Source organism: Neolewinella lacunae, from assembly GCF_014349155.1.
Lineage (GTDB): Bacteria > Bacteroidota > Bacteroidia > Chitinophagales > Saprospiraceae > Neolewinella > Neolewinella lacunae.
Genome location: NZ_JACSIT010000100.1, coordinates 79,850 through 106,110 on the forward strand (window position 1 = coordinate 79,850; position 26,261 = coordinate 106,110).

The 26,261-nt window shown below is 59.0% G+C and carries 17 protein-coding genes; 12 read left to right on the forward strand and 5 right to left on the reverse strand.

Translation table 11 applies throughout. The features are described from left to right. Nucleotides 1-16: 16 nt before the first annotated feature. From murD to H9S92_RS10120, 8 genes are all read left to right on the forward strand, one after another. Nucleotides 17-1,342 carry a UDP-N-acetylmuramoyl-L-alanine--D-glutamate ligase gene (gene murD, locus H9S92_RS10085; protein ID WP_187466587.1) on the forward strand — a complete coding sequence of 442 codons (1,326 nt, stop codon included), beginning with the start codon at nucleotides 17-19 and terminating at the stop codon, nucleotides 1,340-1,342. Next, nucleotides 1,339-2,499 carry an FtsW/RodA/SpoVE family cell cycle protein gene (locus H9S92_RS10090; protein ID WP_187466588.1) on the forward strand — a complete coding sequence of 387 codons (1,161 nt, stop codon included), beginning with the start codon at nucleotides 1,339-1,341 and terminating at the stop codon, nucleotides 2,497-2,499. The genes murD and H9S92_RS10090 overlap by 4 nt, the downstream gene beginning before the upstream one ends. After that, nucleotides 2,489-3,619 carry an undecaprenyldiphospho-muramoylpentapeptide beta-N-acetylglucosaminyltransferase gene (gene murG, locus H9S92_RS10095; RefSeq protein WP_187466589.1) on the forward strand — a complete coding sequence of 377 codons (1,131 nt, stop codon included), beginning with the start codon at nucleotides 2,489-2,491 and terminating at the stop codon, nucleotides 3,617-3,619. Before H9S92_RS10090 ends, murG begins: the two co-directional genes overlap by 11 nt. Beyond that, on the forward strand, nucleotides 3,619-5,001 hold the full coding sequence (gene murC / locus H9S92_RS10100; protein ID WP_187466590.1) for a UDP-N-acetylmuramate--L-alanine ligase: 1,383 nt from the start codon (nucleotides 3,619-3,621) through the stop codon (nucleotides 4,999-5,001). The genes murG and murC overlap by 1 nt, the downstream gene beginning before the upstream one ends. Continuing rightward, nucleotides 4,994-5,809: a cell division protein FtsQ/DivIB gene (locus H9S92_RS10105; RefSeq protein ID WP_187466591.1), complete on the forward strand. Its 816-nt coding sequence runs from the start codon at nucleotides 4,994-4,996 to the stop codon at nucleotides 5,807-5,809. The genes murC and H9S92_RS10105 overlap by 8 nt, the downstream gene beginning before the upstream one ends. An 81-nt stretch (nucleotides 5,810-5,890) precedes the next feature. Beyond that, a complete protein-coding gene (gene ftsA, locus H9S92_RS10110; protein WP_187466592.1) occupies nucleotides 5,891-7,261 on the forward strand; it encodes a cell division protein FtsA in 1,371 nt (456 codons plus the stop codon). Between the two features lie 253 nt (nucleotides 7,262-7,514). Next, nucleotides 7,515-9,023: a cell division protein FtsZ gene (gene ftsZ, locus H9S92_RS10115; protein WP_187466593.1), complete on the forward strand. Its 1,509-nt coding sequence runs from the start codon at nucleotides 7,515-7,517 to the stop codon at nucleotides 9,021-9,023. Between the two features lie 750 nt (nucleotides 9,024-9,773). Then, nucleotides 9,774-11,186 (forward strand): T9SS type A sorting domain-containing protein, encoded by a 1,413-nt coding sequence (locus H9S92_RS10120; protein ID WP_187466594.1) that lies wholly within the window; start codon nucleotides 9,774-9,776, stop codon nucleotides 11,184-11,186. A 33-nt stretch (nucleotides 11,187-11,219) separates the two neighbouring features. Here the strand turns inward: H9S92_RS10120 and H9S92_RS10125 are convergent, their stop codons facing one another. Both H9S92_RS10125 and H9S92_RS10130 read right to left on the reverse strand, forming a co-directional pair. Further along, nucleotides 11,220-13,655, reverse strand: coding sequence for a glycoside hydrolase family 2 TIM barrel-domain containing protein (locus tag H9S92_RS10125; RefSeq protein WP_187466595.1), 2,436 nt, complete (start codon nucleotides 13,653-13,655; stop codon nucleotides 11,220-11,222). Nucleotides 13,656-13,821: 166 nt separating this feature from the next. Further along, nucleotides 13,822-17,820 carry a two-component regulator propeller domain-containing protein gene (locus H9S92_RS10130; RefSeq protein WP_187466596.1) on the reverse strand — a complete coding sequence of 1,333 codons (3,999 nt, stop codon included), beginning with the start codon at nucleotides 17,818-17,820 and terminating at the stop codon, nucleotides 13,822-13,824. 651 nt (nucleotides 17,821-18,471) lie between these two features. On the opposite strand from H9S92_RS10130, the gene H9S92_RS10135 reads away from it, so the two are divergent. The 4 genes from H9S92_RS10135 to H9S92_RS10150 all read left to right on the forward strand — a co-directional run bounded on the left by H9S92_RS10135 (nucleotide 18,472) and on the right by H9S92_RS10150 (nucleotide 21,753). Next, nucleotides 18,472-18,816: a hypothetical protein gene (locus H9S92_RS10135; RefSeq protein WP_187466597.1), complete on the forward strand. Its 345-nt coding sequence runs from the start codon at nucleotides 18,472-18,474 to the stop codon at nucleotides 18,814-18,816. Nucleotides 18,817-19,006: 190 nt separating this feature from the next. Further along, a complete protein-coding gene (locus H9S92_RS10140; protein WP_187466598.1) occupies nucleotides 19,007-19,726 on the forward strand; it encodes a hypothetical protein in 720 nt (239 codons plus the stop codon). A 97-nt stretch (nucleotides 19,727-19,823) separates the two neighbouring features. Beyond that, complete coding sequence (locus H9S92_RS10145; RefSeq protein ID WP_187466599.1) at nucleotides 19,824-20,906, forward strand: aromatic ring-hydroxylating oxygenase subunit alpha; 1,083 nt, start codon at nucleotides 19,824-19,826, stop codon at nucleotides 20,904-20,906. A gap of 142 nt (nucleotides 20,907-21,048) precedes the next feature. Continuing rightward, nucleotides 21,049-21,753, forward strand: coding sequence for an SDR family oxidoreductase (locus tag H9S92_RS10150; RefSeq protein WP_187466600.1), 705 nt, complete (start codon nucleotides 21,049-21,051; stop codon nucleotides 21,751-21,753). Between the two features lie 403 nt (nucleotides 21,754-22,156). On the opposite strand, the gene H9S92_RS10155 is transcribed toward H9S92_RS10150, so the two are convergent. From H9S92_RS10155 to H9S92_RS10165, 3 genes are all read right to left on the reverse strand, one after another. After that, complete coding sequence (locus H9S92_RS10155; RefSeq protein WP_187466601.1) at nucleotides 22,157-23,080, reverse strand: MBL fold metallo-hydrolase; 924 nt, start codon at nucleotides 23,078-23,080, stop codon at nucleotides 22,157-22,159. 131 nt (nucleotides 23,081-23,211) lie between these two features. Beyond that, nucleotides 23,212-23,724 carry a VOC family protein gene (locus H9S92_RS10160; RefSeq protein WP_187466602.1) on the reverse strand — a complete coding sequence of 171 codons (513 nt, stop codon included), beginning with the start codon at nucleotides 23,722-23,724 and terminating at the stop codon, nucleotides 23,212-23,214. Between the two features lie 639 nt (nucleotides 23,725-24,363). Further along, nucleotides 24,364-26,013, reverse strand: coding sequence for a glycerol-3-phosphate dehydrogenase/oxidase (locus tag H9S92_RS10165; protein WP_187466603.1), 1,650 nt, complete (start codon nucleotides 26,011-26,013; stop codon nucleotides 24,364-24,366). Nucleotides 26,014-26,261 lie beyond the last annotated feature (248 nt).

The following is a 26,261-nucleotide window of genomic DNA, read 5'->3' on the forward strand; positions in this document are numbered from 1 at the left end:
AGCTACGTAAATCAATATGAACACAAGCAAAACCATTGTCATCCTGGGAGCCGGTGAATCCGGTGCAAGTGCGGCCCGCCTCGCGCAACGGGAGGGCTTTGCCGTGTTCGTCTCCGACGCTGGCCCGGGCAATCCCCGCTTCCTGGAGGAGCTCCGGGCCGCCGGCATTGAAGTGGAAACCAACGGCCACACCGCAGCGCGCATCCTGGAAGCCAGCGAGGTAGTTAAAAGCCCCGGCATCCCCGATACGGCACCCCTCATCGTGCAACTGCGCGCCAAGGGCATCCCCGTCATCAGCGAAATTGAGTTTGCCGCCCGCTACGCTCCGCCCGGGACGAAAATCATCGGCATCACCGGCAGCAACGGCAAAACGACTACGACGATGCTGACCCACCACCTGCTCGCGGCGGCGGGGGTGAAATCCATCGCCGGTGGCAACCTCGGCGACAGCTTCGCCCGCCTGCTGCTGGACCATCCCACGCCGGAGGTCTACGTGCTGGAGCTCAGCAGTTTTCAACTCGACGGCATCGAGGCTTTCCGCCCCGGCGTAGGAGCCGTCCTCAACATTACCCCCGATCACCTGGACCGCTACGAGTATACGCTCGAAAAGTACGCGGACAGCAAGCTGCGTATCGCCATGTCTCAGGGGCCTGACGACGTCTTGTACGTCCTTGCTGATTCAACGACCATTGCACCTGCGCTCCGGCGCCGAAATCCGAAAAGCCAGGTGCACACGATTGATGCGGCTGACGTGCGCGAGGCCTCCATTGTGGTGGATGGCCACGAATTTACCCTCGGTACGGGGCAGCTCCGCGGTCGCCACAACGGCCTCAACGCCCTGTTTGCCGCCCGGATGGCCCTCCGCATGGGCGTCAGTGCGCCAGACATCCAACTGGCGCTCGACAGCTTCATCCCCGCCCCCCACCGGATGGAGGTGATTCCCACCACCGACGGCCGTACCTGGATCAACGACAGCAAAGCCACCAACGTCGATGCCGCCTATTTCGCCCTCGAGGCGATGACGGGCCCCACCGTCTGGATCGCCGGGGGCACCGATAAGGGCAACGATTACGACGTTCTGCTGCCGCTGGTGGAAGGCAAAATCCACACCCTGATCTGTATGGGTCTGGACAACAGCAAGCTGCTGGCGGCCTTCCGCGGGGTCATTCCCACGATCCTGGAATGCAGCGGTGCCGCAGCGGCGGTGGTCTTCGCCGGTGCCCACGCTTTGCCGGGCCATACGGTGCTGCTGAGCCCCTGCTGTGCGAGCTTCGACCTCTTCAAAAATTACGTGGACCGTGGCGACCAGTTCCGCACGGCCGTTAAAAACCTGCACGCATGAACCTCTCCTTACGCATTGCGACTGAGCTGCGGGGCGACCGCGTCATCTGGGCCATCATCGTCCTGTTGTCCATCATTTCCATGATGTCCGTCTTCAGTTCTTCGGCCAACCTGGCCTACGTGGAGCGGGGTGGGGCCGTGGGCTTTTACCTGCTCAAGCACGGGCTGATTCTGACGGTGGGCTTGATCGTCATTTACATTTGCCACCTGCTGGCCTACACCAAATTCAGCCGCTGGGCTCCCGGCTTGCTGGTGGTCTCTTTCGTGTTGTTGATTTTGACGATGTGGTTTGGTCCGGTGATCAACAACTCCCAGCGCTGGCTGCAGGTGCCCTTCATTGGCCTGACATTTCAGAGTTCTGACTTTGCCAAGACGGCCCTGATCATCTTTGTGGCCCGCTCCATCGGCTCGAAGCAAGACGTGATAAAAGACTTTCAAGAGGCCTTCTTGCCCATCATTGCGCCGGTGATTGGTATTTGTATGTTGATTGCGATCAACGACCTTTCCTCGGCCCTGATGCTGTTCCTGATCTGTATCCTGATGATGGTGGTAGGTCGCGTGGCCATGCAGTACGTGGTGATGTTGATTCTGCTGGGCATTTGTGTTTTCAGCCTGATGGTGATGGTGGGTGCGCGCTATCCCCACCTCATTCCCCGGGCCGCTACCTGGCAAAACCGGATGGATACCTTTTTCAATCCAGAGACGGCATCCAACGACGAGCGCTACCAGATTACCAAGGCCCAGATTGCGATGGCTAATGGTGGTCTTTTCGGCGTCGGGCCGGGCAACAGTACGCAACGCAATTACGTGCCCAGTGCGCACGCTGACTTCATCTATTCCATCATCGTGGAAGAATACGGGGCCATCGGGGGGATTCTGATTCTGCTGCTCTACGTCCTGTTCTTTTTCCGCATCGTGCGGCTGGTGACCAAAAGTTCCAAAGCCTTTGGGGCGATGGTGGCCTTTGGAATTGGCCTGGCTTTGCTCTTGCAGGCTTTTTTCAACATTGCCGTCAACCTCGACCTGGTGCCCGTCACGGGCCTCACGCTGCCCCTCATCAGCATGGGCGGGACGAGCGTATTGTTCACCTGTGTTTCGTTCGGGATCATTCTTTCCGTCTCGAAGCACATCGAATCCATCACCGCCGATGCAACCTAAGCCAACGACTTCTTCTCGGGCGGCGGAGCCCCTGCGCGTGATTGTGAGCGGTGGGGGCACGGGGGGGCACATCTTCCCTGCCATCGCCATTGCGGACGAGCTCAGGCGGCTGCGCCCGGACACCGAGTTCCTGTTCGTAGGGGCGAAGGGCAAAATGGAAATGGAAAAAGTGCCGAAGGCGGGATACACTATTGAAGGCCTCTGGATTTCCGGCCTCCAGCGGAAACTGACGCTGGGCAACCTGAGCTTCCCGTTCAAGGTCATCAGCAGCCTCTGGGCATCGCGGAGCATCCTTAAGCGCTTCCGGCCGCACGTGGTGATTGGCACGGGGGGCTACGCGGGCGGGCCGGTTTTGTACGCGGCGGCGAAACTGGGCATCCCTACGCTCATTCAGGAGCCCAATGCTTTTGCGGGCCTGGCGAATAAGTGGCTGGGGCGGCAGGTGGATAAAATCTGCGTGGCCTTTCCTGGTATGGACCAATTTTTCCCCGCCGCCAAGCTGGTGGAAACGGGCAACCCCGTGCGGGAGGCCATGCTCGAACTGGCGGCGCAGCCCGGTGCAGAGGCAGCACCCACCGTCCTCCTGATGGGCGGCAGTGGGGGCGCCAAAAGCCTGAATGAGGCGATGCGCGGTGCGGCGGATTTGATCGGGGCGCGGCCGCAGGTGCAGTGGAAGTGGCAATGTGGCAGTGTTTATTACGAAGACTTCCGGCAGTGTGCTACCGCGCAGCTGCCCAATGTGACGATCTCCGCCTTCATTGACGATATGGCAGGGGCCTACCGGTCGGCCACCGTCGTAATCGGGCGGGCGGGCTCCACGACCATCGCCGAGATCCAGTACCTCGGCAAGCCGACCATCCTGGTGCCCAGCCCCTGGGTGGCCGAAGACCACCAGACGATGAATGCCCGGGCCCTGACCGCCCGCGACGCTGCCGTGCTGGTGCCCGACGCTGCCGTCAGCGCAGACCTGATTCCCACGGTCTTTGCTTTGCTCGACGACCCTGCGCGGCTGGCCGAACTGGGCCGTAACGCCCGCGCTATGGCCCGGCCCGGTGCGGTGAGTCGCATTGCCGAAGAAGCCCTCCAACTCATTTCTTCCACCCCAAAAATGGCCCACTGATGGAACTGACCGACGTAAAGCAAGTCTACTTCATTGGCATCGGAGGCATCGGGATGAGTGCCGTGGCCCGCTACTTCCACTTGCGCGGCGTGCACGTAACGGGCTACGATAAGACGGAGACCGTACTGACCCAAACCCTCGAACGGGAAGGCATCACCATTCACTACGGCGAGGCGCGCCTGGATCTCGTCCCACCTCCAGCAGACGACCTGCTCGTGGTGTGGACCCCCGCCATCCCGCGCAACTTCCCGGAGCTGGTACGGGTGCAGGAGGGCGCGTACCAGCTCCTCAAGCGGGCCCAGGTACTGGGGCTCATCAGCCAGGGGATGGAGTGCGTTGGCATTGCCGGCACCCACGGAAAAACGACGACGACCACCCTGACTACGCACCTGATGCGGACGGCGGGGCTGGATCCCAGCGCCTTTCTCGGCGGCATTCCCCGGGATTTCTCCGGCAATTATGTCCACGGCAACAGTGAATACGTAGTAGTGGAAGCGGACGAATACGACCGCAGTTTCCTCAACCTCCACCCGGCCATCGCCGTGATTCTTTCCGCCGACCCGGATCACCTCGACATCTACGGCGACCACAACAATATGCTGGAAACCGGCTTCAGGGCCTACGCCCGGCAGGTGAAGGATGGCGGACACCTGCTGGTGCGCCACGAGCTGCGGGAACTTTTCGAAGACATCCCCCAGGTGATGCTGACCACCTTCGGCATCGGGGCGGGAGACTTCCGCGCCCAGAACGTGCAGGTGAAGGACGGTGCTTTTCATTTCGACCTCCGGGAGCCCGACGGGCACCTGGTCTTGGACATCCGTACGACTTTGCCCGGACGGCACAACGTGGAGAACGCCGTAGCGGCCTGCGCGGTGACGCGGCTGGCGGGGGGCGATGAGGAATCCCTGCGGGTGGCTTTGGCTTCTTTCCGGGGCATTGGCCGGCGCTTCGATACGGTGCTGAAAACGGAGCACCTGGTCATCATTGACGACTACGCCCACCACCCCACGGAACTGGAAGCAGCCATCGCGGCGGCCCGGGAGTTGTACCCCGGCCAGACCATCCGCGGCGTTTTTCAGCCCCACCTGTTCAGCCGTACCCAAGACTTTGCGGCGGGTTTTGCCAAGGCATTGGACCGTCTCGATGAGGTCATTCTCATCCCCATCTACCCCGCCCGCGAAGAGCCCATCCCCGGCATTACCAGCCGGACGATCTACGAAAAAATGCGCAACGAACAGCGCCGCCTGCTCTCCGACGAGCAGATGCTGGAGGCTACGGCGGAACTAAGCGACGGCGTACTGCTGTTGTTGGGCGCCGGAGACATTGATAAGCTGGTACCCAAAATCGTTCATCAACACACTAAGCCCACTACCCATGGATAGCCGTCGTCGCTTTACCGAACAACCCTACGTGGTCAGGGCCATGCAGAACGTGCGGACCTACGGCTGGATCGTCATGGCCGTGGTGGTCGGTATCCTGGCCATCTCGGCCATCAGTTCCCGGGAGGCCTCCCACGTAGGCACGGTGGCTCCCGTCATTCTGCCACTGCCCGACGGCGAAGCGCTGGTGACGGAACAAGAGCTGCTCGACTTACTGGCCAGCAGCTTCACCAAGCCGATGAACGAACTGAGCCTGGCCGACATTGACGTGGAGCGCGTGGAGTCCATCCTGGAGGGCCAGGCTTTCGTGGCCGATGCCGATGCTTTTGTGGACGACAATCTCCAACTCAACATCGTGGTGACCCAGCGGGTGCCTCTCCTGCGGGTGATTGCCGAAAATGGCCAGAACTATTACCTGGACCTGGACGGCGTGCGCATGCCCGTGAGTACCACCCACACGGCCCGGGTACCGGTAGTTTCGGGCAACGTAGTCCTTTGGCAAGACGACTTCATGGAGCACCCCGAACACCAGCTGTACCAGTTGGTGGAGCTGGCCAGGTTCCTGCGGCAGGATGACTTTCTGGACGCGCTCATTGAGCAGATTTACGTGAATACCAAGGGCGAGTTCATTCTGGCCCCGAAACTTGGCGACCAGGTGATTCACCTCGGCCACTACGATAGGGAAGGAACGGCCGCCAGGCTGCGCCGCTTAAAAATCTTTTACCGCGAAGGGTTGCCCTACGAGGGGTGGAGCAAGTACAAAAGCTTTGACTTGCGCTACGCCGACCAGGTAGTGGCCCGCAAACGATAAATACGTACCCATTTTCCGAAGTTGGCCGCTGACAATGACCCTGCCACGCCAACGTGAACCTTTTTAAATCGGATGTTTATTATGACTGATACCACTCAAACTCAAATTATTGCCGCCCTTGACATCGGCACCACCAAAGTCTGCGCCCTCGTCGGGAGGCGGGATGCGCACGGCAGGCTGGAAATCCTCGGCACCGGTAAGGTAGAATCCGAGGGCGTCATGCGCGGGGTTGTCTCGAACATCGAGAAGACCGTCCGGGCCATCAGCGAAGCGCGCGCACTAGCGGAAAAAGCCAGTGGCGTGACCTTCGACGTCGTGCACGTCGGCATCGCCGGCCAGCACATCAAAAGCTTGCAGCACCGCGGGATGTTGACCCGGGACAGTGCGCAATCGGAGATCAGCCAGCGGGACATTGACCGCCTGATCAGCGACATGTACAAGCTCGTGTTGCCTCCGGGCGACAAAATCCTCCACGTCATTCCCCAGGAATTCACGGTGGATATGGAGCAGGGGATCGTGGACCCCATTGGCATGTCGGGCTCACGCCTGGAGGCCAACTTCCACATCATCACCGGCCAGATCACGGCCAGCAACAACATCAACCGCTGCGTGGAGCGGGCCGGCCTGGAAATGGCGGGCGTAACGCTGGAGCCCATTGCCAGCGCCGCAGCGGTACTCTACGAAGACGAAAAGCAGGCGGGTGTTGCCCTGGTCGATATCGGTGGTGGAACTACCGACATAACGATCTTCCAGGATGGCATCATCCGCCACACGGCCGTTATTCCCTTCGGGGGCAACGTCTTTACCAAAGACATTAAGGCGGGCTGCACCGTAATGGAAGAGCACGCGGAGAAGCTGAAGGTGGGCTACGGCTCGGCCCTGGCTACCGAAGTGTTCGAGAACCGCCTGATCGTCATCCCCGGCCTGCGCGGACGGGAGCCGAAGGAGATCAGCGAGAAAAACCTCGCCCTCATCATCCAGGCCCGCGCCGAAGAAATTCTGGACCACGTGATGTGGGAGGTACGCCGGGCGGGTTTTGATGCCCAGCAGCTCATCGGTGGCATCGTCTTGACGGGCGGTGGTGCTTTGCTGCGCGACATCGAGAAGCTGACCGAACTGCACACGGGCATGAGCGCCCGCGTGGGAACCCCCATTGAGCACCTGGCCCATGGCTACCAGGAGCGGCTCACCAGCCCGATTTACGCTACGGGTGTGGGCTTGTTGCTGCAGGGTTTTGCCGACATTGACGCCGGCAAGGTGATCCCCAGCGCCACCAGCAAGAAGGAGAAAGAAGCCGCCGAGGCCAAAGCCGCCGCCGAAGCCAAGGCTGCCGCCGAAGCCAAGGCCCGCGCCGAAGAAGAAGAGACCGTAGAAAGCGGCGGAAGCTGGTTCGACAACGTCTTCCGCAAAACCAAGGAGTGGTTTGAGGCTGAACCCGACTCCGACTTCTAGGGCTGCGGAAAAGGAACACCAGCGCGGGGAGCGGCTGGCAAGGGTGGGGAGACCTTCCTTGCTGACTTCCCCGGCTCCATTTCCCTTTCCACAGCACCTGCGGGCGCGCCCTGAAAAGCCCTCCGCCATCCATTAATCCATTAGAAAAAACTGCGGCTTCGGCCGTTTTAGCCCGATTTCAACATCCGATCAAAATGGTTTTCAGAGGTGTGAACCAACGCTGAGGTGCAAGACGGGCGCAAAAAAAATTACCATGACTATTGACTTCCCACAGGGAGAATCTCCCATCATCAAAGTAATCGGCGTGGGTGGCGGCGGCTCGAACGCCGTGAACCACATGTACGCCCAGGGCATCATCGGGGTGGACTTTGCCATCTGCAATACCGACCACCAGGCGATGGAGCTCAGCAAAGTGCCCACCAAAATGCAGCTTGGCCCCAACCTGACCGAAGGCCGGGGCGCGGGCTCGAAGCCGAACGTGGGCAAACTGGCCTGCGAAGAAAGCATCGAAGAGGTGCGCAAATACCTGAACAACAACTGCCGGATGCTCTTCGTCACCGCCGGCATGGGCGGTGGTACGGGAACGGGAGCGGCGCCGATCATTGCCAAAACTGCCCGGGAAATGGGCATCCTGACGGTGGGCATCGTAACGCTGCCCTTCACTTTTGAAGGCCGGCGGCGCGCCGCCAACGGCATGGACGGCCTCAATGACCTGAAGGAAAACGTTGATACCCTCATCGTGGTCTCCAACGATAAGCTGCGGCAGATCCACGGGAACCTCAACCTGAGCGAAGCTTTTGCTAAGGCGGACAATATCCTGACCACCGCCGCCCGGGGCATTGCCGAAATCATCACCGTGCCGGGTTACGTCAATGTCGACTTCGAAGACGTTAACACCGTCATGCGCGACAGCGGCGTAGCCATCATGGGGACCGCTACGGCCGAAGGCGACGACCGCGCCCGGCAGGCCGTAGACCAGGCCCTGCACAGCCCCCTGTTGGAGGACAACGACATCCAGGGAGCCCGCCACATCCTGCTCAACATCACCAGCGGTACCCGCGAGGTGACCATGGACGAGATTTTTGAGATCACGGAATTCGTTCAGGAAGAAGCCGGTTACGGCACGGACCTCATCTGGGGCAACTGCTACGACGAGAGCCTGGGCGACAAGCTGAGCGTGACGGTGATTGCCACTGGCTTCGGAGAGAAGAAGAACGTGTTTACCGCCAGTGGCGCGGATCGCAAAGTGGTGCACCTGGATGAAGCTGACCGCAAAGACCAGCCCCAATCCCAGCCCCGGGTTTCTCTGGAAGACATCACCGGCGAGAAAGACCCCGTTGGCTACACCAAAAACAACGCAGGCTCGCTCACGTACGAGTTTGAGGATTTGGACGAAGCCAAGATCCGCCTCCGCGCCCGCAGCAACACGCCAGTGCCGCCCCGCGCCCGCGAGGAGCGCAGCTTCACCAACAGCTACCTCCAGAACGAAGAAGAAGCCCGCCGCGAAGCCCAGCGCCGCGAATTGGAGGCCCGCGATCAGGAACGTCGCGCCGCCTTGCGCAACCGCACCGAACTGCCCAAGTTGAGCAACCCCAAAGTCGTCAACGAACTGGAAAGCCAACCCGCCTACCTGCGGCGAAACATCCAGCTGGATAACGTTGCTCCCAGCGACCAGCAGGAGATGAGCCGCTGGAGCATCACCGACGACGAAGAAATGCCGCTGCGCCGGGGCAACCGCTACCTGCACGATAATGTAGACTAATTCAAGCAATTTCGGGCGGACGGTGCTTCGCCACTCCGCCCTCGCACTCCCGCTAGTGGCAGTCCTGAATGGGCGGGCCTTGGTGTGGAGTGCCCCGTAAAATGGGTTTTTCAGACATCCGAAACAGACAAAATTTTCATTGGTGCTGAGTCTGGCGCTCGAGTAAGCGTCAGCCTCAGCAATCACACCTTTTTAGCTTTGGTGCGGGCATCGGGGGGTCAATCCCGGTGCCCGCTTTTTTACTGTGGCAGGGTATATTTAGCAGTCCGGGTGACTAATGCGCGCTTTGCCCCGCGCGAACTTGGGGCCGCACTTATTTTAGAGGGCAACTTCGTATACTGCAGTATACCACGGGCTCATAACGAAAACGAGGAAATAAATCCTCTCGCTACGTTGGCACCCCCCTCCGGGTCTTGTCCCGCTTATTCCAATCCCTGGAGTATTTCGTACTGCGCGGCCAAGAATTGTCACGACCGTAAGCAATCAAGCTAAGAGCGTGTCTAAATTTTTACTTCCTGATAACCAAGCACTTATAAACCTGACGTCACAAAAAATGGCTTACGTAGTCCACTATGGGCGCAATTTTTTGTCTAGCCAGAACCATAAGTTATTGATTATCAGTTCTTAAAAATTTTAGACACGCTCTAAACTGCCTATTTTAAGCGCCAATCAACAATTATGCGACCCTTACTATTACTTCTTTTCCTATCCTTAACCTTTACCTCCCAAGCCCAAACTGTTTTCTCGCATTTGTTGGGAAAAAACGGGGTAGATCAGCGGCAAGACGTGGCCATCTGGGGGGAACATTACTTAATCCGCTTCACTGGGCTGTTGGTCAGTCCTTTGGAATTCGTCGACGAACTACTTTTGGTGAATGACCAAGGTGAGGATTTTAACCAGTTTTCTTTTAATCCGAACAACCAGGTAAACAGCATCAGCCGAGCTTATTTTACCGTTCTTTCTGATAGTTTCGCCGTAGCAGTGGCCACGGAGGAAATGCCAACGTTGGTCCGCTTTGATCAAACCGGAAACCAGCTAAATACCCGAAGCCTGGCTCCGGGAAGTACCTACCCCAGCGTTCGTGCTGCGGGCGACTCGCTTTTGTACCTGACGGAAGAGGGAACCACCGCTGGAGGCAAAAGAATCATCACGGTACGCGCACTGCGGCCAGATTTTACGGATGTTTACACGATGGAAGTTGCTACTGAAAACGACGTTTATTTCAACGCCGCCAGTACTGATGCTTCCGGGGCGTATTACCTGGTTTACTGGGAATACGACCCGGAAGCCCAAGCTGGAATTGGGTATAGGGCCCTGAAAATTGATGACTTAGGCGAAGTGGTTTGGGAGCGGCAAATCGCAGATCCCGTACGGTCGGGAGGCATTCACCAAGGGTATCTGGCCATTTTACCCGTTGGAGAAAGCGGAGTAACAGTACTGGAAGGTCTCGAATTTTCTGCAACGGGTTGTATTGGTAATTTCTGCGAGTCTGAGTTCGGGCGCTTGCGGATTTATCCCGATCGCGATGGGCCGGCAGAAGTGTACGATTTAAATTTTTCTCCCTTTGGTATGGAGCTTTTACCGGGCGGGGAGCCTTTCGTTTACGGCACCACTTCGTACTATTCGGATGGTGGCAAGGGCGTGCTTTTTAAGCCCGGCGGCTGGCCCGACGGAACGGAGGTTCACCTGCTGGAATTTCCTGACACTGCGGAGTACGGTCCGGCCAGCAATAACAGCATCTTCGGCATGAGTGTGGCGGAAAACGGTGATTTGGTGGGTATCGGAGGAGTCAAATTGGGTGACGGTTCCGATATCGACAATGACAACCAGCAATGGTTTTTCCGGCTGCGGGCCAACGGTTGTTTTGCGGCAGACTGTTCTGATTTAGCGGAAAATCCGGGGGATCTCGTCCCGGTAAACGACTACATGACTGATGCTTCCTTTACCATTGCCCCGAATCCGGCTGGCGCGCATTTTCGTTTGCTTGGTTTAGAGGCGCCAGCGGAGTACCGCATCATTTCTCCAATGGGTCAAACGATGGGCATGGGCACGGCCACGGAGGGTACGGAGGTGCGCCTCGCTGCGGTGCCGCCGGGGGTATACCTGCTGCTGCTTACCCGCAACGGCCGGGTAGTGGGACGGCAGAAATTGCTGCGTATTTGATACGCCAATAGGGAAGCGCCTGGCGCGGGCCCCCTACCGCACCCCCATCTCCACCACCAGATAACTCCCCTTAAAATCCTGGTTGCGGACCTCAATCACCGCCCGGCCCGTTCCCGGTACCAATTCAATGGCGGCCCGCCCGTTGGCCATTTCAATGACCTGACTGCGGGTGGGGGTACCGTAGTCTACCAGCAATTTCCCGCTGCCGTCGAGGCTGAAGTAAACGTGGTCTTCGTAGTCCAGCACGCGGCGTCCGGCGGCGTCCTGCATCGTCGCTTCAATGAGGAGGTGGCCATTCGGCAGCGTACGCTGGGTCAGGACGATTTCCTCCGGGCTGCCCGCTTTCTCGTAGGCATAGGTCAGGGCCAGGGTGTCTGCCGCAACCAGTTGGCCCCCCTCGTAGCCCAGGCTGATGAGTTGATTAGCCCCTGCGGCGAAGTTCAGTTCCCAGGTAAGTCCCTGGGCAGGATACACTCCCCGCCGGCGTTGTTTGCGGCCCATGGACACTCCGTTGAGCCACAGCTCCACCTCCGCGCAGTTGCTGAATACGGCCTGCTCCCGCGTTTTGCCCACCGGCCCGCTCCGTTCCGTCCAGGTATGCGATTCGAGGTAGGTGAAGGGTTCTCCCGACCAGTAGCTTTTAAAAACGTAGTAGGCATCTTTGGGCTTGCCGGCCCGGTCCACCAGCCCCTTCTGGTTGAGGTAGGGGATGGCGTTTTCGGGCCGTAGCGGGGTGCCGAAGTCCTTGAAGGCCCACTGGGCGTTGCCCGCAAACCAGTCCGTCGTCTCCGAAACGCTCAGGTGCCAGTCGAAGAGATCCACCACGTAATTTTCCGACCAATCGCCGGATTTGGCGACGTTGACGACGTTGGCCTGGTTGATGTCTTCGGCCCATTCATCGGCCTTCACCGTTCCGTCGCCCGTAATGGGGGTCTCGGTGTGGCGGCCAATGTGGCTGGAGCCGCCATACTCCATGTGCAGGAACCGGGGGTAGAGATCGCGCTGCTTTTCCAGGGTAGGGCCGTAATTTTTGTAAACGCCGGCGTACCAACCCGACCAGATGGAGGGACTGAACACGTCCGGGATATCCGCGCCTTCGTAGTATTTACGCAGGGCAGTGAGCCGACCGGGATCGAGGGCGTGAGCCAGGTCGTTGAGTTCGCCCAGGAAGGCATTGAGCTGGGCGGGGTCGTCGCCGCCGGGGAAGTCGGGCAGCCAGTACAGTTCATTGCCCAGGGACCAGAAAAAGATGCTGGGGTGATTGAAGTTTTGGCGGATTTGTTCGGCCAGCAGCTGCTTCGTATTGGCCTCCCAGGTACTTCCTCCTTTGCCGCCGCGGCACCAGGGGAGCTCGTCCCAGACGATGAGGCCCAGCGAATCGCAGGCGCGGTAAACGGCCGGATCCTGGGGGTAATGGCCCAGCCGCACGAAATTTACGCCCAGGTCTTTCATTTGCTGCACGTCGGCCAGGTGCAAACTATCGGGCATGGCCGCCCCGTAGCCCGCGTGTTCCTCGTGGCGGTGGGTGCCGCGCAGCAGCAGGCGCTCGCCATTCAGGTAAAAGGGGCCGTTGGGTTCGAAAGAAAACCAGCGGTAACCAACCCAGTCCCGGAGCTCGTCCATGGTAGCTTCGCCGTTGAGTAGCCGGACGCGGACGGCGTAGCGGTTGGGAGTGGCGGGAGACCACAGCCGGGGGTTGGCCAGGGGCGGTAGTTGGATTTCAGCACGGTTGGCTCCCGCAGGCAGGGGAATTTCCGCCCCGGCAACGCGTTCGTTGCTGGTGGGATCGTAGAGTTCTGCGGCGAGGTGCTGACCGGGCGCAGCGGCCTGGCCCAGGTAGGCCACGATGCGGGTGGTGGCACTGCTGTTGCTTACGGCAGGGGTCGAGATTTCCAGCCGTTCCAGGTGTACGGCCGGGGTGGTTTGCAGCCAGACGTCGCGCGTTAATCCCCCATAGATGAAAAAGTCGGACTTCTGGGAAGGAATCAGGTCGGGATCGTAGCCATTGTCTACGCGCACTGCCAGTTGGTTCGCTCCGCTGGCCGCCAGGTGGGGCGTCAGGTCAATGGTGAAACCCACGTAGCCGCCCACGTGACCGCCGATGCGCTGGCCGTTCAGGTACACCTCGGCCTTGGTGTTGGCCCCTTCAAAGTAAAGGGCGTAGCGTTGGCCGGGCACCGCCTTGATGGCCAGGGGGCGGAGGTACCAGCTGGCATCGCGGCGGTAGCCGGGGGTGTTGTCCACCGCATCCCACTGGTTCCAGGTGTGGGGCAGCGTGACGGGCGTTCCCACCGCAGGCAGCGCCGCCAGGTTGGGCGTACTGTGCTCGAAGTAAGTCCAGCCGTCGTTGATTTTGCGTTGCTCCCGAACCTGCGGAGGGGCAGTTTCGGGGGCAGATCGGGCGCTGACGCAGGTGCAAAGGAAGGCACTAAGGAGCAGAGAAAGAACGGGGAAGATTGCAACGCGCATGAGGAGATTTATGCTCTTGACCGAAGATGCCTCACCCCAAAAAGGCCAGGCACTGGTCAAGCTATCCGCTCCGCTACGGAAAATCGTCGCTCTTTCGGAGGATTATTGTTCAAGGTCCTGTTTTTCAGGGGATTGCAACGACCTTGCCAAGACGCTCATCGCCCGTTTAGCGGTCCCCTGCACCTGCGTCCGCGCCCGCTTTTACCTGCTCGCGGTAGTCCGTGGGGGCGGTGCCGAAGGTGCTGCGAAAGCATTTGGTGAAATAGCGCGTGTCTTTAAACCCGACGCGGGTGGCCACTTCATTGACGTTCAGATCGCCGTCGCGCAGCAGCTGGGCGGCGCGCTTCATGCGAATCAGTTTGATGAAATTATTTGGCGTATGGCCGCTGATTTCCTTGAGCCGCGCAAAAAGCAGGGCGCGGGAGACGGCCAGGTCGCGCGCAAAGCGGTCGACTTTGTAGCCCGGCCGGGCAATGTTGGCCTCCGCCACGGCGAGGGCCTTTTCCAAAAACACCTCGTCGGCCGAGGCGATGTTGAGTACCGTCGGCTCCAGGCGGAGGGCCCGGGTAATTTTCTCCCGGGAGGTGCGCGCGCTGGCCAGGGTATTGCGGATGCGCAGTTTGAGCTCGCGCGGACTGAAGGGCTTAGTCAGATAATCGTCGGCCCCCTTGGCCAATCCTTCGAGCTTGAAGTCGTCCGCCGAGCGGGCCGTAAGCAGCAGGACCGGCAGATGGCTCGTCCGGGGGTCGCTCTTCAGTGCGGTACAAAGCTCCAGGCCGTCCATTTCGGGCATCATTACGTCGGATACCACCAGGTCGGGAGGGTTTTTGACGGCCAGCTCCAGCGCCGCCCGGCCATTGGGTGCGGTGAGCACCCGGTATTCTTCGCGGAGTTCGGAGACGAGGTAAGCCAAGACTTCACGGTTGTCTTCCACCACCAGAATGCGCAATTTTTCCTGGCCATTGACCGCCGGAGCAAGCGCTGCGGGGGACGGGGGAAGCGGCGCTGGTGTTGGAGGGGAGGAAGTTCCCGTGCCCACTGCGGCCCCGCGCAAAGGCAGGGTGAAGGCAAAGGTGCTGCCCGCGCCCGGCGCACTATCCACCCAGATGTTGCCCTGGTGGAGCTCCACGAGTTGCCGGCAAATGGCCAGCCCGATGCCCGTACCCGTATGGCGGGCGTTGGTCTCCCGCTCAAAGAAGCGGAGGAAGATTTGTTCCTGAATTTCCCGGGGAATGCCGGGGCCGTCGTCGCTCACCTTAATCTCCGCTTCGCTGCCGTTGCGGCGGATTTCCAGGTCGACGCGCCCATTTTCGCCGACGGCTTTGAAGGCATTGGCCAGGAGATTGAAGAGGATTTTTTCCAGTTTATCAGCGTCAAAAGGCACGAACAGCGTAGGCTCCGCCACCAGGAAGCGGTAGGTGATGTTGCCCGCGATGGCCTGCTCAGCAAAGGCGGCGTAGACCTCGCGGGCGGAGGCGATGAGGTCCAGGCGGCGCAGCTCCAGGGTATCGTGGCCGCTATCGAGCTTGCGGAAGGTCAGCAGCTGGTTGACGAGCTTGAGCAGGTGCCGGGTGTTGCGGGCCACGGATTGGAGGCGGCGCTGGGTCTCGGCCGAGCCTTCGCCCGAACTGGTGAGGTCTTCGAGGGGCCCGACGATGAGGGTCAGCGGTGTGCGGATCTCGTGGGCAATGTTGGTAAAAAAGCGCAGTTTGGTTTGGTGGAGTTCTTCCTGCTGGGCCTTGGCCATCCTTTCCAGTTTCAGGCGGTTGCGCAGGTGGTAGTAGCGCGTGACGGAGAAGAGCAGCAGCGCGGCCAACAGGGCGTATACCAGGTAGGCCCAGCCCGTCCGCCAGGGTGGGGGAAGCACCCGGATGAGCAACTCCCGCGCCTGGTGGTTCCAGACGCCGTCGCCGTTGGCGGCCTTGACGTAAAAGCGGTACTCGCCCGGACTTTGGATGGTGTAGCTCGCCTCGGTATTGCCGCGTTGCTGTACCCATTCCCGGTCGAGCCCTTCCAGGCGGTAGGCGTAGAGGTTCTTGCTGGGGTTGAGGTAATCCAGGGCGGCAAAAGCGATGCTGAAATTGGCCTCGTTGTAGGGGAAGACCAGAGTGCTTACCCCGTCGAGCGGGCCGCTCAGCAATCCGTCGTCTGCCCCGGGAATTACGGGCTGGCCAAATTGCTTGAGGCCGGTAAAGACCACCTCCGGCGGCTCGGGGTTGCTCCGGATGGCATCGGGGTGGAAGAGGGTAAAGCCCTCCAGCCCCCCGAAGAGGAGCTCGCCCCGCCGCGTTTTTCCTGCGGCGTTGAAGTTGAATTCCTGGTTCTCCAGGCCGTCCAGGTGGTCGTAGGTCTGGAAGGTATTGTCCTGGCGGTTGAGGCGGGCCAGGCCGAGGTTGGTGCTGCACCAGAGCTGGCCGCTGTCGTCTTCCACGATGGCCAGGATGGTGTTGCCGGGGATGCCCTCGGCGCGGCTGTAGTGGGCCTGCAATTCGCCGTCGTTGTTGAGGGCGTAGAGCCCTTCGGAGTAGGTGCCTACCCAGATGAGTCCGTCGTAAGACTCGGCGATGCAGTAGATGCGCTGCTGGGGGAAGAAGTGGCGGAAGGCTTCCGTCCCCGTATCGCTCAGGAGGTCAAGCCCGCGGTCGGTGGCTACCCAGAGCTGCCCCCGGCGGTCGAGCAGCATCGCGCGGCAGTTGTCGGACGCCAGCGAGCTTTCCCGGTCGGCGCGGTGGCGGATCGCGGGGAGGGCCTTGCCTCCCGGCCCGATCCGGTCGATGCCGCCGCCGTGGGTGGCTACCCACATGGTATCGTGGTGGCGGACGACGTCGTAGACATTATCGTTCGTCAGGCCTCGGCTCCCTTGCCGGTAGCTGGCCGTAATCTCCAGGGTATTAAGGTCTAAGCGACTCAGGCCGTGCTGGTAGGCCCCGACCCAGATGGCGTTGCCGTCTAACAACAGGGTTTTCAGGTTATCGCCCAAGGCACCGTTTTTGGGGATGATCTTCTGGATGCGGCCGTCCTGGCGATTGAAGTAGTTGAGTCCGCCGCCTTCGGTACCGATCCAGATGCCGCCGTCGGGGTCTTCGAGGAAGGCGCTGACGACGTCGTTACTCAACCCGTTGTGCCGTTGTTGGAAGTTTAGGAAGCGGTGGCGCTGGTCGTCGTGAAAGTCTACCCCGCCGTAGTAAGTGCCCACCCACAGGCTGCCCCGCCGGTCGATGTAGAGCGCGTGGATGGAGTTGCTGCTCAGGCTGGTACCGCTGGTGGGGTCTTCGACGTAGCGGGTGAATTTTTCCCTGCCCGGCGCGTAGCGGTTGAGCCCAGCGAAGGTGCCCACCCAGAGGTGACCGTCGTGGCCAACGACGATGTCGCGTACGTTATCGCTGCTCAGGCTGTGGGGGTCGGCGGGGTCGTGAACCAACTGTTTCACTTGTCCATCGGTGTAGCGCCAGCGGTAGATGCCGTTGTTGCGGGTGCCGATCCATACCTCCCCCTCGGCGGTGCAGTGGAGGGCCTGGATGAAGAGGGAGCTAAGGATGCCGGATGGACCACTGGGTTCCAGCCGCTTTTCATCGGCAGAAAGTTGGTACAGGCCGCGGGAGGTCCCCACGTAAAGCTGCCCGGCGGGGGAAGCGACGATGGCCTGGATTTGCCCGACGGCCGTGCCGGGCTGGCCTACCAGTTGGAAGTAGTCGGCATCCGCCCGGTAGCCGAAAAGGCCTTCTTCGGTGCCCACCCAGAGTCGGCCCTGCGCATCCTGGTAAATGGCGTGGACGAAGCCCGCCGAAGGAAAGCCCCGCCCGGCACCGTAGGAGGTGAAATCGTCGCTTTCCGGCCGGTAGCGGCTCAGCCCGCTGGCGGTGCCGATCCAGAGTTGGTTGGCGGAGGCGTCGTGGTAAAGGGTCCGGATGTCGTTGTACACCAGGCTGTTGGCCGCGTTTTGCTCGTTCAGGTAGGTGGTGATGCGGTTGCCGTCGTACTTGTTCAGTCCGTTGCGGGTGCCAAACCACATCAGGCCCATCCCGTCCTGGGCAATGGCGAAGACGGAGTTTTGGGAGAGGCCCTGCTGCTTGCTCAGATGCCGGAACGAGGCCTCCGGCTGCGCCGTAAGCAGGGCAAATGGGGCCAAAAGGCCCAGTAAAAAATACCGTATTCGTTGTGGCATGATCAAAAAACCTGACAAACTTCCCGGATTGTGGCTCGGCCATTCCGGTGCCCTACCGATAAGGACGCTTGTGCGGGCAGCGCCCCTTACCGATCTAAGGTAGTGTTTTTCCAGACACCGTGTTTTGGGGCGCGGCCGCAGGTGCAAGGGAAGGGCTTCGGCTCAGGGATGTTTAGCGCTTAGATTGCCGATAGAAGGAGTTAAGATCTGCCTCACCCCTAGAGTGAGCGGAGCAGATGTAGCAGAGTGTGGGTCTTGGTTTTACTTGCAAGATAGTTAAGAAGCTAGGCCAGAAGCTTCCCCTCACGATTGACAAAACATTAAGAACATCAGTTTATTTGCCGCGTGTTGGATGTGGTATGACAATTGTGAGAGCAGCGATGAATATGCTCTACCATGGTGATAAAGTGTAAATCTTTCGAGAATAAATGTAAAAAAACGAAACTTTTTGGATGTTTGATGTATAACCCCTATCTTGCACAAAAGATAATTCCTGATGCTTAAAAATCCTACCCCCCTCTTCTTTATTTCTCTCATTTTTTTCTCCATTCTCACAATCGCATGTGAGAAAGAAAATTTTGAAGAGGCTGAATCCCACAACTACGCAGATTCTAATGTTAACAATGTAGTAAGTGAACAAAAAGTACTCTTGTGGAAGAATTCGTAGAGGATTTTACGTCTTCTCTCAGCGTACCTGAAATCGCCGAACTGATCAAATCATCCTTGAAACTTCAAAATGATTCCAGTTCTATTTTACTTGCTGTGCTTTTGCAAAAGCCACTTACATTAAAAGAAAATCCCAGTATTCGTCAGTACAGAAATTTTTTTGAAACAGAAACTGGTAAACTTAGCAAATCAAATTCAAAACTTGATTCTTTGACAAGTAGCCATCCTTTATTGGAGGTGAAGGTTCCCGACATCTGGGATGTAGATGAATGGGATTTCGAGACAGATCCTCCTAAGGTAGAAAATTTCCTCAAATTTGAAATAACTTAACAGAATTTGTTTATGCAACAATGCCGAATTAAAGTACTCATCCTAGGAATTAAAAAATTTCCAGTAGAGGGGCAAATTTATTAATGCGTAAGGATTTAGTGCGCTAGTAATCTTTAAAATAATGTATACTTCGGCCAAGTTGTTTAAATTTAGTTCTAAGTTGTAAATAAGCCCTTTAAGAAATACGTCTATGAAAGTTTACGGCTTAACAGCGGTAATTTTTATGGTGTCTGCATATCTCTTCAGTCAGGGCCAGCCACTGAAACTGGGGTTTTATGCCGGGCCATCATACAATATTTTCACCCAGACTAACTTTATTCAAATTGGCTCGGTCTGGTCAGTAGGGGATCCCGAAAGTTTTGTAGACTGGCAGTACGGCGCTACCTTGGAGCTTCCGGTTAACAACCGAATGTCAGTTATCGCCGATATGAATTTTAGGCCTGATTACCGATATAGTTATTTTGTCCAAGACGTAGAAGATGTTTCCATATTCGGGCCAGTTCTGAAAGTAATTGTAGTGGGCGGAGATGAATTTACTGCCTCAATGTTGGTGTCTTATTCACTATTTTCACTAGGAAAACTTTCCATTAGTGCTTACGGAGGACCTGGTATTTCTATTAATACCAAAGATAAGACGGAGCCGATCCATTTTAATGGTAGATTACTCGCTACTGCCGAGGTCATCAATGCAATGTACGACTCCGATCACCCACCCACGTTTATGGGCTCGGTTGGCGGGCTGGTGGAGTACGGTCGGATCAGCCTCCGCTCGGGCTATGTGAAAACCTTGTCCAATTCCAATACGGCTCCGATAAATGTAGGGGGGCAACAGCGCTCATTCCTGAATAAGCGGGATGCTTACCAAGTTTCGCTGGGCTATGCCTTTCCGTTGGGGAAAAAGAGGCGCTAGGCGGGACCTGACTTCGCCAACGTGAAGCGCGTAGGGTCCTGGAGATTTTTCTTTTGCGAGTAGGTATCTTGGCAGCTGCAAATCCTCCCTTCTCGCCATGTACCATATCCACCCCGACCTCCGCCACGCCGGTACCCTTCCGGCCGACTTCTACCACAACCCCGCCGTGTGGGAAGCGTGTCGGGAAAAGGTATTCGCTCGGAGCTGGCAGTACCTGGGAGACGAGCGCCGCCTGTTCAGTGGGCCGGAGAACATCCACCCCCTGTGGCTGCTGGAAAAATACCTCGATGAGCCGCTGCTGCTCACCAAGCGCGGGGAGGATGTGGAGTGCCTCACCAACGTCTGTACCCACCGGGGGATGATCCTGGCGCAGCACCCGGCCCAGGTGCGGAAGCTGACTTGCCCCTACCACGGCCGGCGCTTCGATCTGGGCGGTAAATTTGAGTTCATGCCAGAATTTCGGGAAGCCGAAGATTTCCCCCGTCCCTGCGACGACCTCCACCGTTTGCCCCTTGACCGCTGGCGGCAGTTTCTGTTCACTTCCCTTGCGCCGGGCAGCGATTTTAAGTCGATCGTCGCCACCCTGGAGGAACGGTTGTATTTTCTGGACTTCGCCGCCTTCACGCCCCGGCCGGAATACAACAAGGTGTACAACGTGCAGGCGCACTGGGCGCTTTACCTGGACAATTACCTGGAGGGCTTTCACGTCCCCTTCGTGCACAACGACCTCGGGGCCTTGCTTGACTACGGCAGCTACACCACGGAATGCTACGAAGAGGTAGTGTTGCAGATCGGCTACGCCAGTGGGGGAGACTTCACTTTTGCTTTGCCTCAGGGCCACCCTGACTTCGGCCGGCAGGTGACGGCCTACTATTACTGGGTTTACCCCAACCTGATGCTCAACGTGTATCCCTGGGGCGTGCAGCTCAACATCGTCCGGCCCGTAACGCCGACCTTTACCAAAGTGGAGTTCATCTACTACATCCAGGACCACGCCACCTTCGAGCTGATGAACGGGGCCAACCTCGCCGAAAAGACGGAGCGGGAGGATGAGTTTGTGGTGGAGGCGGTGCAGCGCGGGTTGGGGTCGCGCTTTTACCCCGGTGGGCGTTTTTCGCCGCAGCGGGAGAGTGGGGTGCATGCGCTGCACCGGATGCTGGCGCGGGCGTTGGGCGGGTAGACTTCCCTCGCTCCTTCACCTGGCCCTTGCACCTGCGGCCGCGCCCTCTACCACCCACCGTTTCGGCCTAGAAGAGCCGTGGTAAAAAGAATGAGCCATTTTTCCATCGGCGGTGTTATGCCCCTGACCAAACTTACCCGTGATGTCTTCTCCCGAAAAAATTGCCTTGGTAACCGGAGCCAACCGCGGCCTCGGCAAAGAAACCGCCCGGCAACTGGCCCAGGCGGGCTACCACGTAGTGCTCACCAGCCGCTCCGCCGCCGGGCAGGCCGTGGCCGACGAATACCGCGCCGCCGGGCTTTCCGTGGATTTTCATCCGCTGGACGTTGCCGACGGGCAAAGCATCGGCGAACTGACCGACTACCTGACGGCCAATTACCCCCACCTGGACGTACTGATCAACAACGCCGGTATTCACTACGATACTTTTCAAAATACCCTGAACGCCGATTTTGCCATCGTCGAAGAGGCCATCCACGTCAACACCATTGGCCCCTGGCGACTGAGTAAAGCCCTAATCCCCCTGCTGCAAAAAAGTGCCGGCGGGCGCATTGTCAACGTCTCCAGCAGCTCCGGCTCCTTTGCCGATTCCTGGCCCGGTACGCCAGCGTATTCCATTTCCAAGGCGGCCCTGAATATGCTCACCCTGAAGCTCGCTGCTGACCTCGCCGATACCCCTATTCTGGTCAATAGCGTCTGCCCTGGCTGGGTCCGTACCGAAATGGGTGGCGAGGCCGCGCCGCGCTCCGTGGCCGAAGGGGCAGCGAGCATTATCTGGGCAGCGCTGCTGCCGGAGGGAGGGCCTACGGGTGGTTTTTTCCGGGATGGGGAGCGGGTTAGTTGGTAGGTTAATGAGCGAATGCGTGAATGAGTGAATGCGTGAATGGGCTACCGCACGCGACACGCTGCCGCACACGACACGCTGCCGCGCGCGGCACGCTACCGCGAGCGACCTAATAATGAGTGAATGAGTGAAGGATTGAATGGCTGCCGCGAGCGACACGCTACCGCAAGTGATATGCTACCGCGGGTGACACGCTACCGCACGCAATAGGCTCGCCAAAGGCTGTTTAGCGATATGGAGCTTATCGTCAATAATTTTCTCCTGATTTATTGCCGGGGCAGCGGTCAGCGAACTTGTGCCAGAGAATAAAAATAGCGCTCTGGTCATGTGGCCCCTTATCTCGCCTATCCCGTGCGGCAGCGTGTCGCTGGCGGCAGCCCATTCACTCATTCACGCATTCACGCATTCACTCATTGACCTCCTCCCACATCACCTCCAGATTCACATCCCGCAGGCGCTCTCCGAAATTCCAGGTTTCGGCACCGGGGATGGTGACGGTTTTGGCTTTGAGGGCTTCCAGCGTGGTACCTTTTTTCTTTTCCCTGGTGACGTATTTGCGGAGGGAGCGCAGGTAATTTTCGAAGGCTTTGAGGTCGGAGGCGGTGCCGAAGACGGGGTAGCCATCGGCGGCGTGACCGAAGATGTAGATGGTATTTTTATCGTAGAATTGGCGGATGCTTTTCATCACCTCGGCCCAGTTGGTGAGGTTGCCGCCGGCTTTGGGGTCGATGTAGGGAAAGCGGCGGTTGAAGAGCAAATCGCCGAGGTGTGCCACGTTGGCGTTTTCGAAGTGTACGACGGCATCGCCTCCGGTGTGGCCGGCCCCGAAGTGACGCAGGCTGATGCTCTCCTTACCGTCGGGGAGGTTGGTAGACCAGCTGGTGGTGAAGGTTGTACCGGGCAGGGGTAGGGTGCCGGCTTTGTCGTTGGCCGCCAGGTTGTCTTCCAGGTTCTGCTTGGCGCGGGCGTGGCTGATGTGCTGCTTGGCCAGGGGGGCAAAAACGCCGTTGCCGCCCGTATGGTCGCCGTGGTGGTGGGTATTGGCCAGGAGGCTGAACTGCGCCAGCTCGCCCTTTTCCCGCAGCAAATCGAGTAAATGCCGGGCCGATTCCGGAAACTGGGTATCAATGATCACCCCGCCCTCGGGCCGTCCAGCGGGGAGGTAGACGCCAATCGTACCCCCACTGTTGGTGTAGTAGCCGACGTTGCCCCGGATCATCTGAAAGTCCCCGGCGGCTGCATCCGGACGAAATCCACGGCTAAAAAGCGAAACCAAAGGGGCCGCAGCCAGCACAGCACCCGTGCCCAGCAAAAAGTAACGACGGTTCATCAAGGGAGCGTTTATGCAAGAAGGCCCAAGGCCAGGTTTTTGTTTGGATTAATATTACTCAGCCAGAATTTTCTCAAAATAAAAAAAACACCAGTCGGACCAATTCCCCGGGCCAAGTCCGACGCCGGGTCTCACGGTTCCTGCCCCAGCTCTTCCGCAATGACCGCATCCAGCGCCCGTTCGTGGAACTTGACGCTCCACCCCCCACCTAGGTGGATGCGGAGGTCGGCGTTGCTGGCCTTGCTGAGTCCACTCCGGTCGATCCGCGCTTCATCGATCCCCAGGTGCTCCTCCAGCCAATCCGCAAAGGCAGCCAACGGGCGGTCGGTGACAAACTCCACGTGGTCATAGCCCTCGGGATAAAAACTGCCGGGTTTCGGCTCGGGGAGTTCCAGCAACTCAATCCGCCGCTGCCCGTGTACCCAAGGGGCGCTCATCCGAAAAGTACTGATCCGCCGCCCCTGGATGATGGATTCGGCCAGCAGGATATTGTCCACTAACAGTGCATCCCGCAGGCGCTCGTAGTCCGCCACGCTTTCCACCCGGTAGCAGATGTGGTCCAGTAACAAATGATCCAGCGCCCCCGGAGTCGGCTCCAGGCTGGCGAGTAGTTCGGTGAGGAAGGGGGTGGGGTGGGGGAGCATGGGGTAATGAGTGAATGCGTGAATGAGCGAATGCGTGAATGGGCTGCCGCACGGGATAGGCGAGACAATGAATGGGTTAATGAGCGAATGCGTGAATGAGTGAATAAGCTGCCGCACGGGATAAGCGAGATAGGCTACCATTGGCTATCTCGGCATTAATCGGCAATAATTTTCATTTATCGAACGCCAAGGCAGCGGTGTTGAGGTAATTAGTGAATAGTCTCTGGTCGCAGGAGATGCGATAGCATATCCCGTGCGGTAGCGTATCCCGTGCGGTAGCGTATCCCGTGCGGTAGCGTATCCCGTGCGGTAGCGTATCCCGTGCGGTAGCATATCCCGTGCGGCAGAGTATCCCGTGCAGCAGCGTATCCCGTGCGGCAGCATGTCTCGTGCGGCAGCATGTCTCGTGCGGCAGCGTATCTCGTGCGGTAGCATATCCCGCGCGGCAGCATATCCCGTGCGGCAGCATGTCGCTTGCGGTAGCGTATCTCGTGCGGTAGCATATCCCGCGCGGCAGCATATCCCGTGCGGCAGCATGTCGCTTGCGGTAGCATGTCGCTCGCGGTAGCCCATTCACTCATTCACTCATTCACGCATTCACTCATTGACCGCATTAGCTAGCGCTGCTGCCTACGGCGGTCACTCATTGACCTCAAATACACTCACCCAAGCCATCGCCTCCAGCACCCGTTTCTTCTCCCGTTCCCGCTCGGCGGCACTGTACTGGTAGGCGGCGGCGAAGACGTCCAGGACTTCCTCCAGGACGGGTTCGATGCTGGGCATATCGAAATAGAGGCGTCCGCTGCGGCGCTCGATCCAGTCGATGGGGTAAAGGGCCAGTTCGTGTTCGATGCACCAGGCGGCTTCGGCGGCGGCCAGGCGGGCCACGTCGGTGCCTTCCTGGCGCTGGGTGGCGGCGTCGATGATGGCCGGGGATTGTTTGCCGTAGTTGCTCACCAGGTAGGCTGCGCGATCGGGCGTGAGGCTGGCGGCCAGCAGGTAGTTTTCGATGTGCTTTTCGTAGGCCTTCACGGCGGCAAAATCCTCGAAGGGGCCGCCCGTCAGCACGAGGTCTTTGGTATGCGTTTTGCGCAGCTCCTCGCCCGCCGTACGCAGTTGCTTGCCCAGCCGGTCCACCACCCGCTCGGCCATTTTACGGTAGCCCGTTAATTTACCCCCGGCGATGGACAGCAAGCCCGAGGCCGATTCGAATATTTCGTCTTTGCGCGACATCTCACCGGCCGACTTACCCTCTTCAAAAATCAGGGGCCGCACGCCCGCCCAGCTCGATTCTACGTCGTCCACCGTCAGTTGCACCGTCGGGAACATCTCATTGGTGGCTTTGAGCAGATAATCGACGTCCTCCCGGTTAATCGGGATGGCTTTCGGATCCCCGCTGTAGGGCGTATCCGTCGTGCCGATGTAGGTACAGCGCAGGCGGGGAATGGCGAACAGCATCCGCCCGTCGGGCACGTCAAAATACACGGCGTGTTGCAGCGGCAGGCGCTCGCGGGATACGACGATGTGAACGCCCTTGGAGAGAAACACCCCGCGGTTGGTCATGCTTTTATCTTTCTTCCGGAGGTCATCCACCCAGGGGCCGGTACTGCTGATGACGTGCCTGGTTTTAATCGTCAGTTCCCCGCCGCTGAAGTGGTCATGACAAATCACGCCGGAAATTTTGCCCTGGGCGTCGTAGGTAAAATCTTTGGCTTCGACGTAATTCAGGGCCGTCGCCCCTTCTTTTTCGGCCGTCTTGATGTTTTCGATCGTCAGGCGGGCGTCGTCGGTGCGGTACTCGGCGTAGAAGCCGCCGCCGGTGAGGATGTCCGTACGCAGCAGCGGTTCGTGGGCGCTGGTTTCCTCTTTCGAGAGCATCACGCGTTTATCGTCGCCTTCCACGTCGGCCAAAAAATCGTAAACCCACAGGGCCATGCTGGTGGAAAATTTTCCCAGCGAGCCACCTTCCACGAGGGGCAGCAGCATCTTTTCGGGGCGGACGAGGTGGGGGGCCAAGTCGTGCACCACGGCCCGTTCCTGTCCGACTTCCCGCACCAGGCCGATCTCCAGATTTTTGAGGTAGCGCAGGCCGCCGTGGATGAGTTTGGTGGATTTGGAACTGGTCCCGGAGGCGAAATCGTCGCGTTCGATCAGGGCCACGTCCAGGCCCCGGCTGGCGGCGTCCAGGGCCACGCCCGCGCCAGTGATGCCGCCGCCGATGACGACGAGGTCAAAGGTATGTTGGCGCAGGTGGTCGATTTTGGCGGTGCGTTGTGGCGTAGCTTGCATAGTGCGGATGGTTCTCAAGACGTAAATTGGCGGCGAGCGCAAATGGTTGTCTTTTTCAGGGAGTTTGCCCGTTTGCGGGGCTTTATCTTCTTTGGGGCGCGGCCGCAGGTGCTCCCCCCCGCCCCCCCGAAGGGGGGAGTTCAGACGCCCCCCAACCCCCAAAGGGGGAGGAGCAAGGGAAGTCTGAAGCTGGGGGCGGACGAGCGAAAAAACCATGCGCTCTGGCCTTATTTTTACCGCCCATCTTT

Bases quoted from the DNA above. Each gene is read 5' to 3' on its own strand.
- murC (WP_187466590.1), top strand. From the start codon at position 3,619: ATGGAACTGACCGACGTAAAGCAAGTCTACTTCATTGGCATCGGAGGC.
- murD (WP_187466587.1), top strand. From the start codon at position 17: ATGAACACAAGCAAAACCATTGTCATCCTGGGAGCCGGTGAATCCGGT.
- H9S92_RS10160 (WP_187466602.1), bottom strand. From the start codon at position 23,724: ATGCTCCCCCACCCCACCCCCTTCCTCACCGAACTACTCGCCAGCCTG.
- H9S92_RS10105 (WP_187466591.1), top strand. From the start codon at position 4,994: ATGGATAGCCGTCGTCGCTTTACCGAACAACCCTACGTGGTCAGGGCC.
- ftsZ (WP_187466593.1), top strand. From the start codon at position 7,515: ATGACTATTGACTTCCCACAGGGAGAATCTCCCATCATCAAAGTAATC.
- H9S92_RS10130 (WP_187466596.1), bottom strand. From the start codon at position 17,820: ATGCCACAACGAATACGGTATTTTTTACTGGGCCTTTTGGCCCCATTT.
- murG (WP_187466589.1), top strand. From the start codon at position 2,489: ATGCAACCTAAGCCAACGACTTCTTCTCGGGCGGCGGAGCCCCTGCGC.
- H9S92_RS10090 (WP_187466588.1), top strand. From the start codon at position 1,339: ATGAACCTCTCCTTACGCATTGCGACTGAGCTGCGGGGCGACCGCGTC.
- ftsA (WP_187466592.1), top strand. From the start codon at position 5,891: ATGACTGATACCACTCAAACTCAAATTATTGCCGCCCTTGACATCGGC.
- H9S92_RS10125 (WP_187466595.1), bottom strand. From the start codon at position 13,655: ATGCGCGTTGCAATCTTCCCCGTTCTTTCTCTGCTCCTTAGTGCCTTC.
- H9S92_RS10140 (WP_187466598.1), top strand. From the start codon at position 19,007: ATGAAAGTTTACGGCTTAACAGCGGTAATTTTTATGGTGTCTGCATAT.
- H9S92_RS10150 (WP_187466600.1), top strand. From the start codon at position 21,049: ATGTCTTCTCCCGAAAAAATTGCCTTGGTAACCGGAGCCAACCGCGGC.
- H9S92_RS10145 (WP_187466599.1), top strand. From the start codon at position 19,824: ATGTACCATATCCACCCCGACCTCCGCCACGCCGGTACCCTTCCGGCC.
- H9S92_RS10165 (WP_187466603.1), bottom strand. From the start codon at position 26,013: ATGCAAGCTACGCCACAACGCACCGCCAAAATCGACCACCTGCGCCAA.
- H9S92_RS10155 (WP_187466601.1), bottom strand. From the start codon at position 23,080: ATGAACCGTCGTTACTTTTTGCTGGGCACGGGTGCTGTGCTGGCTGCG.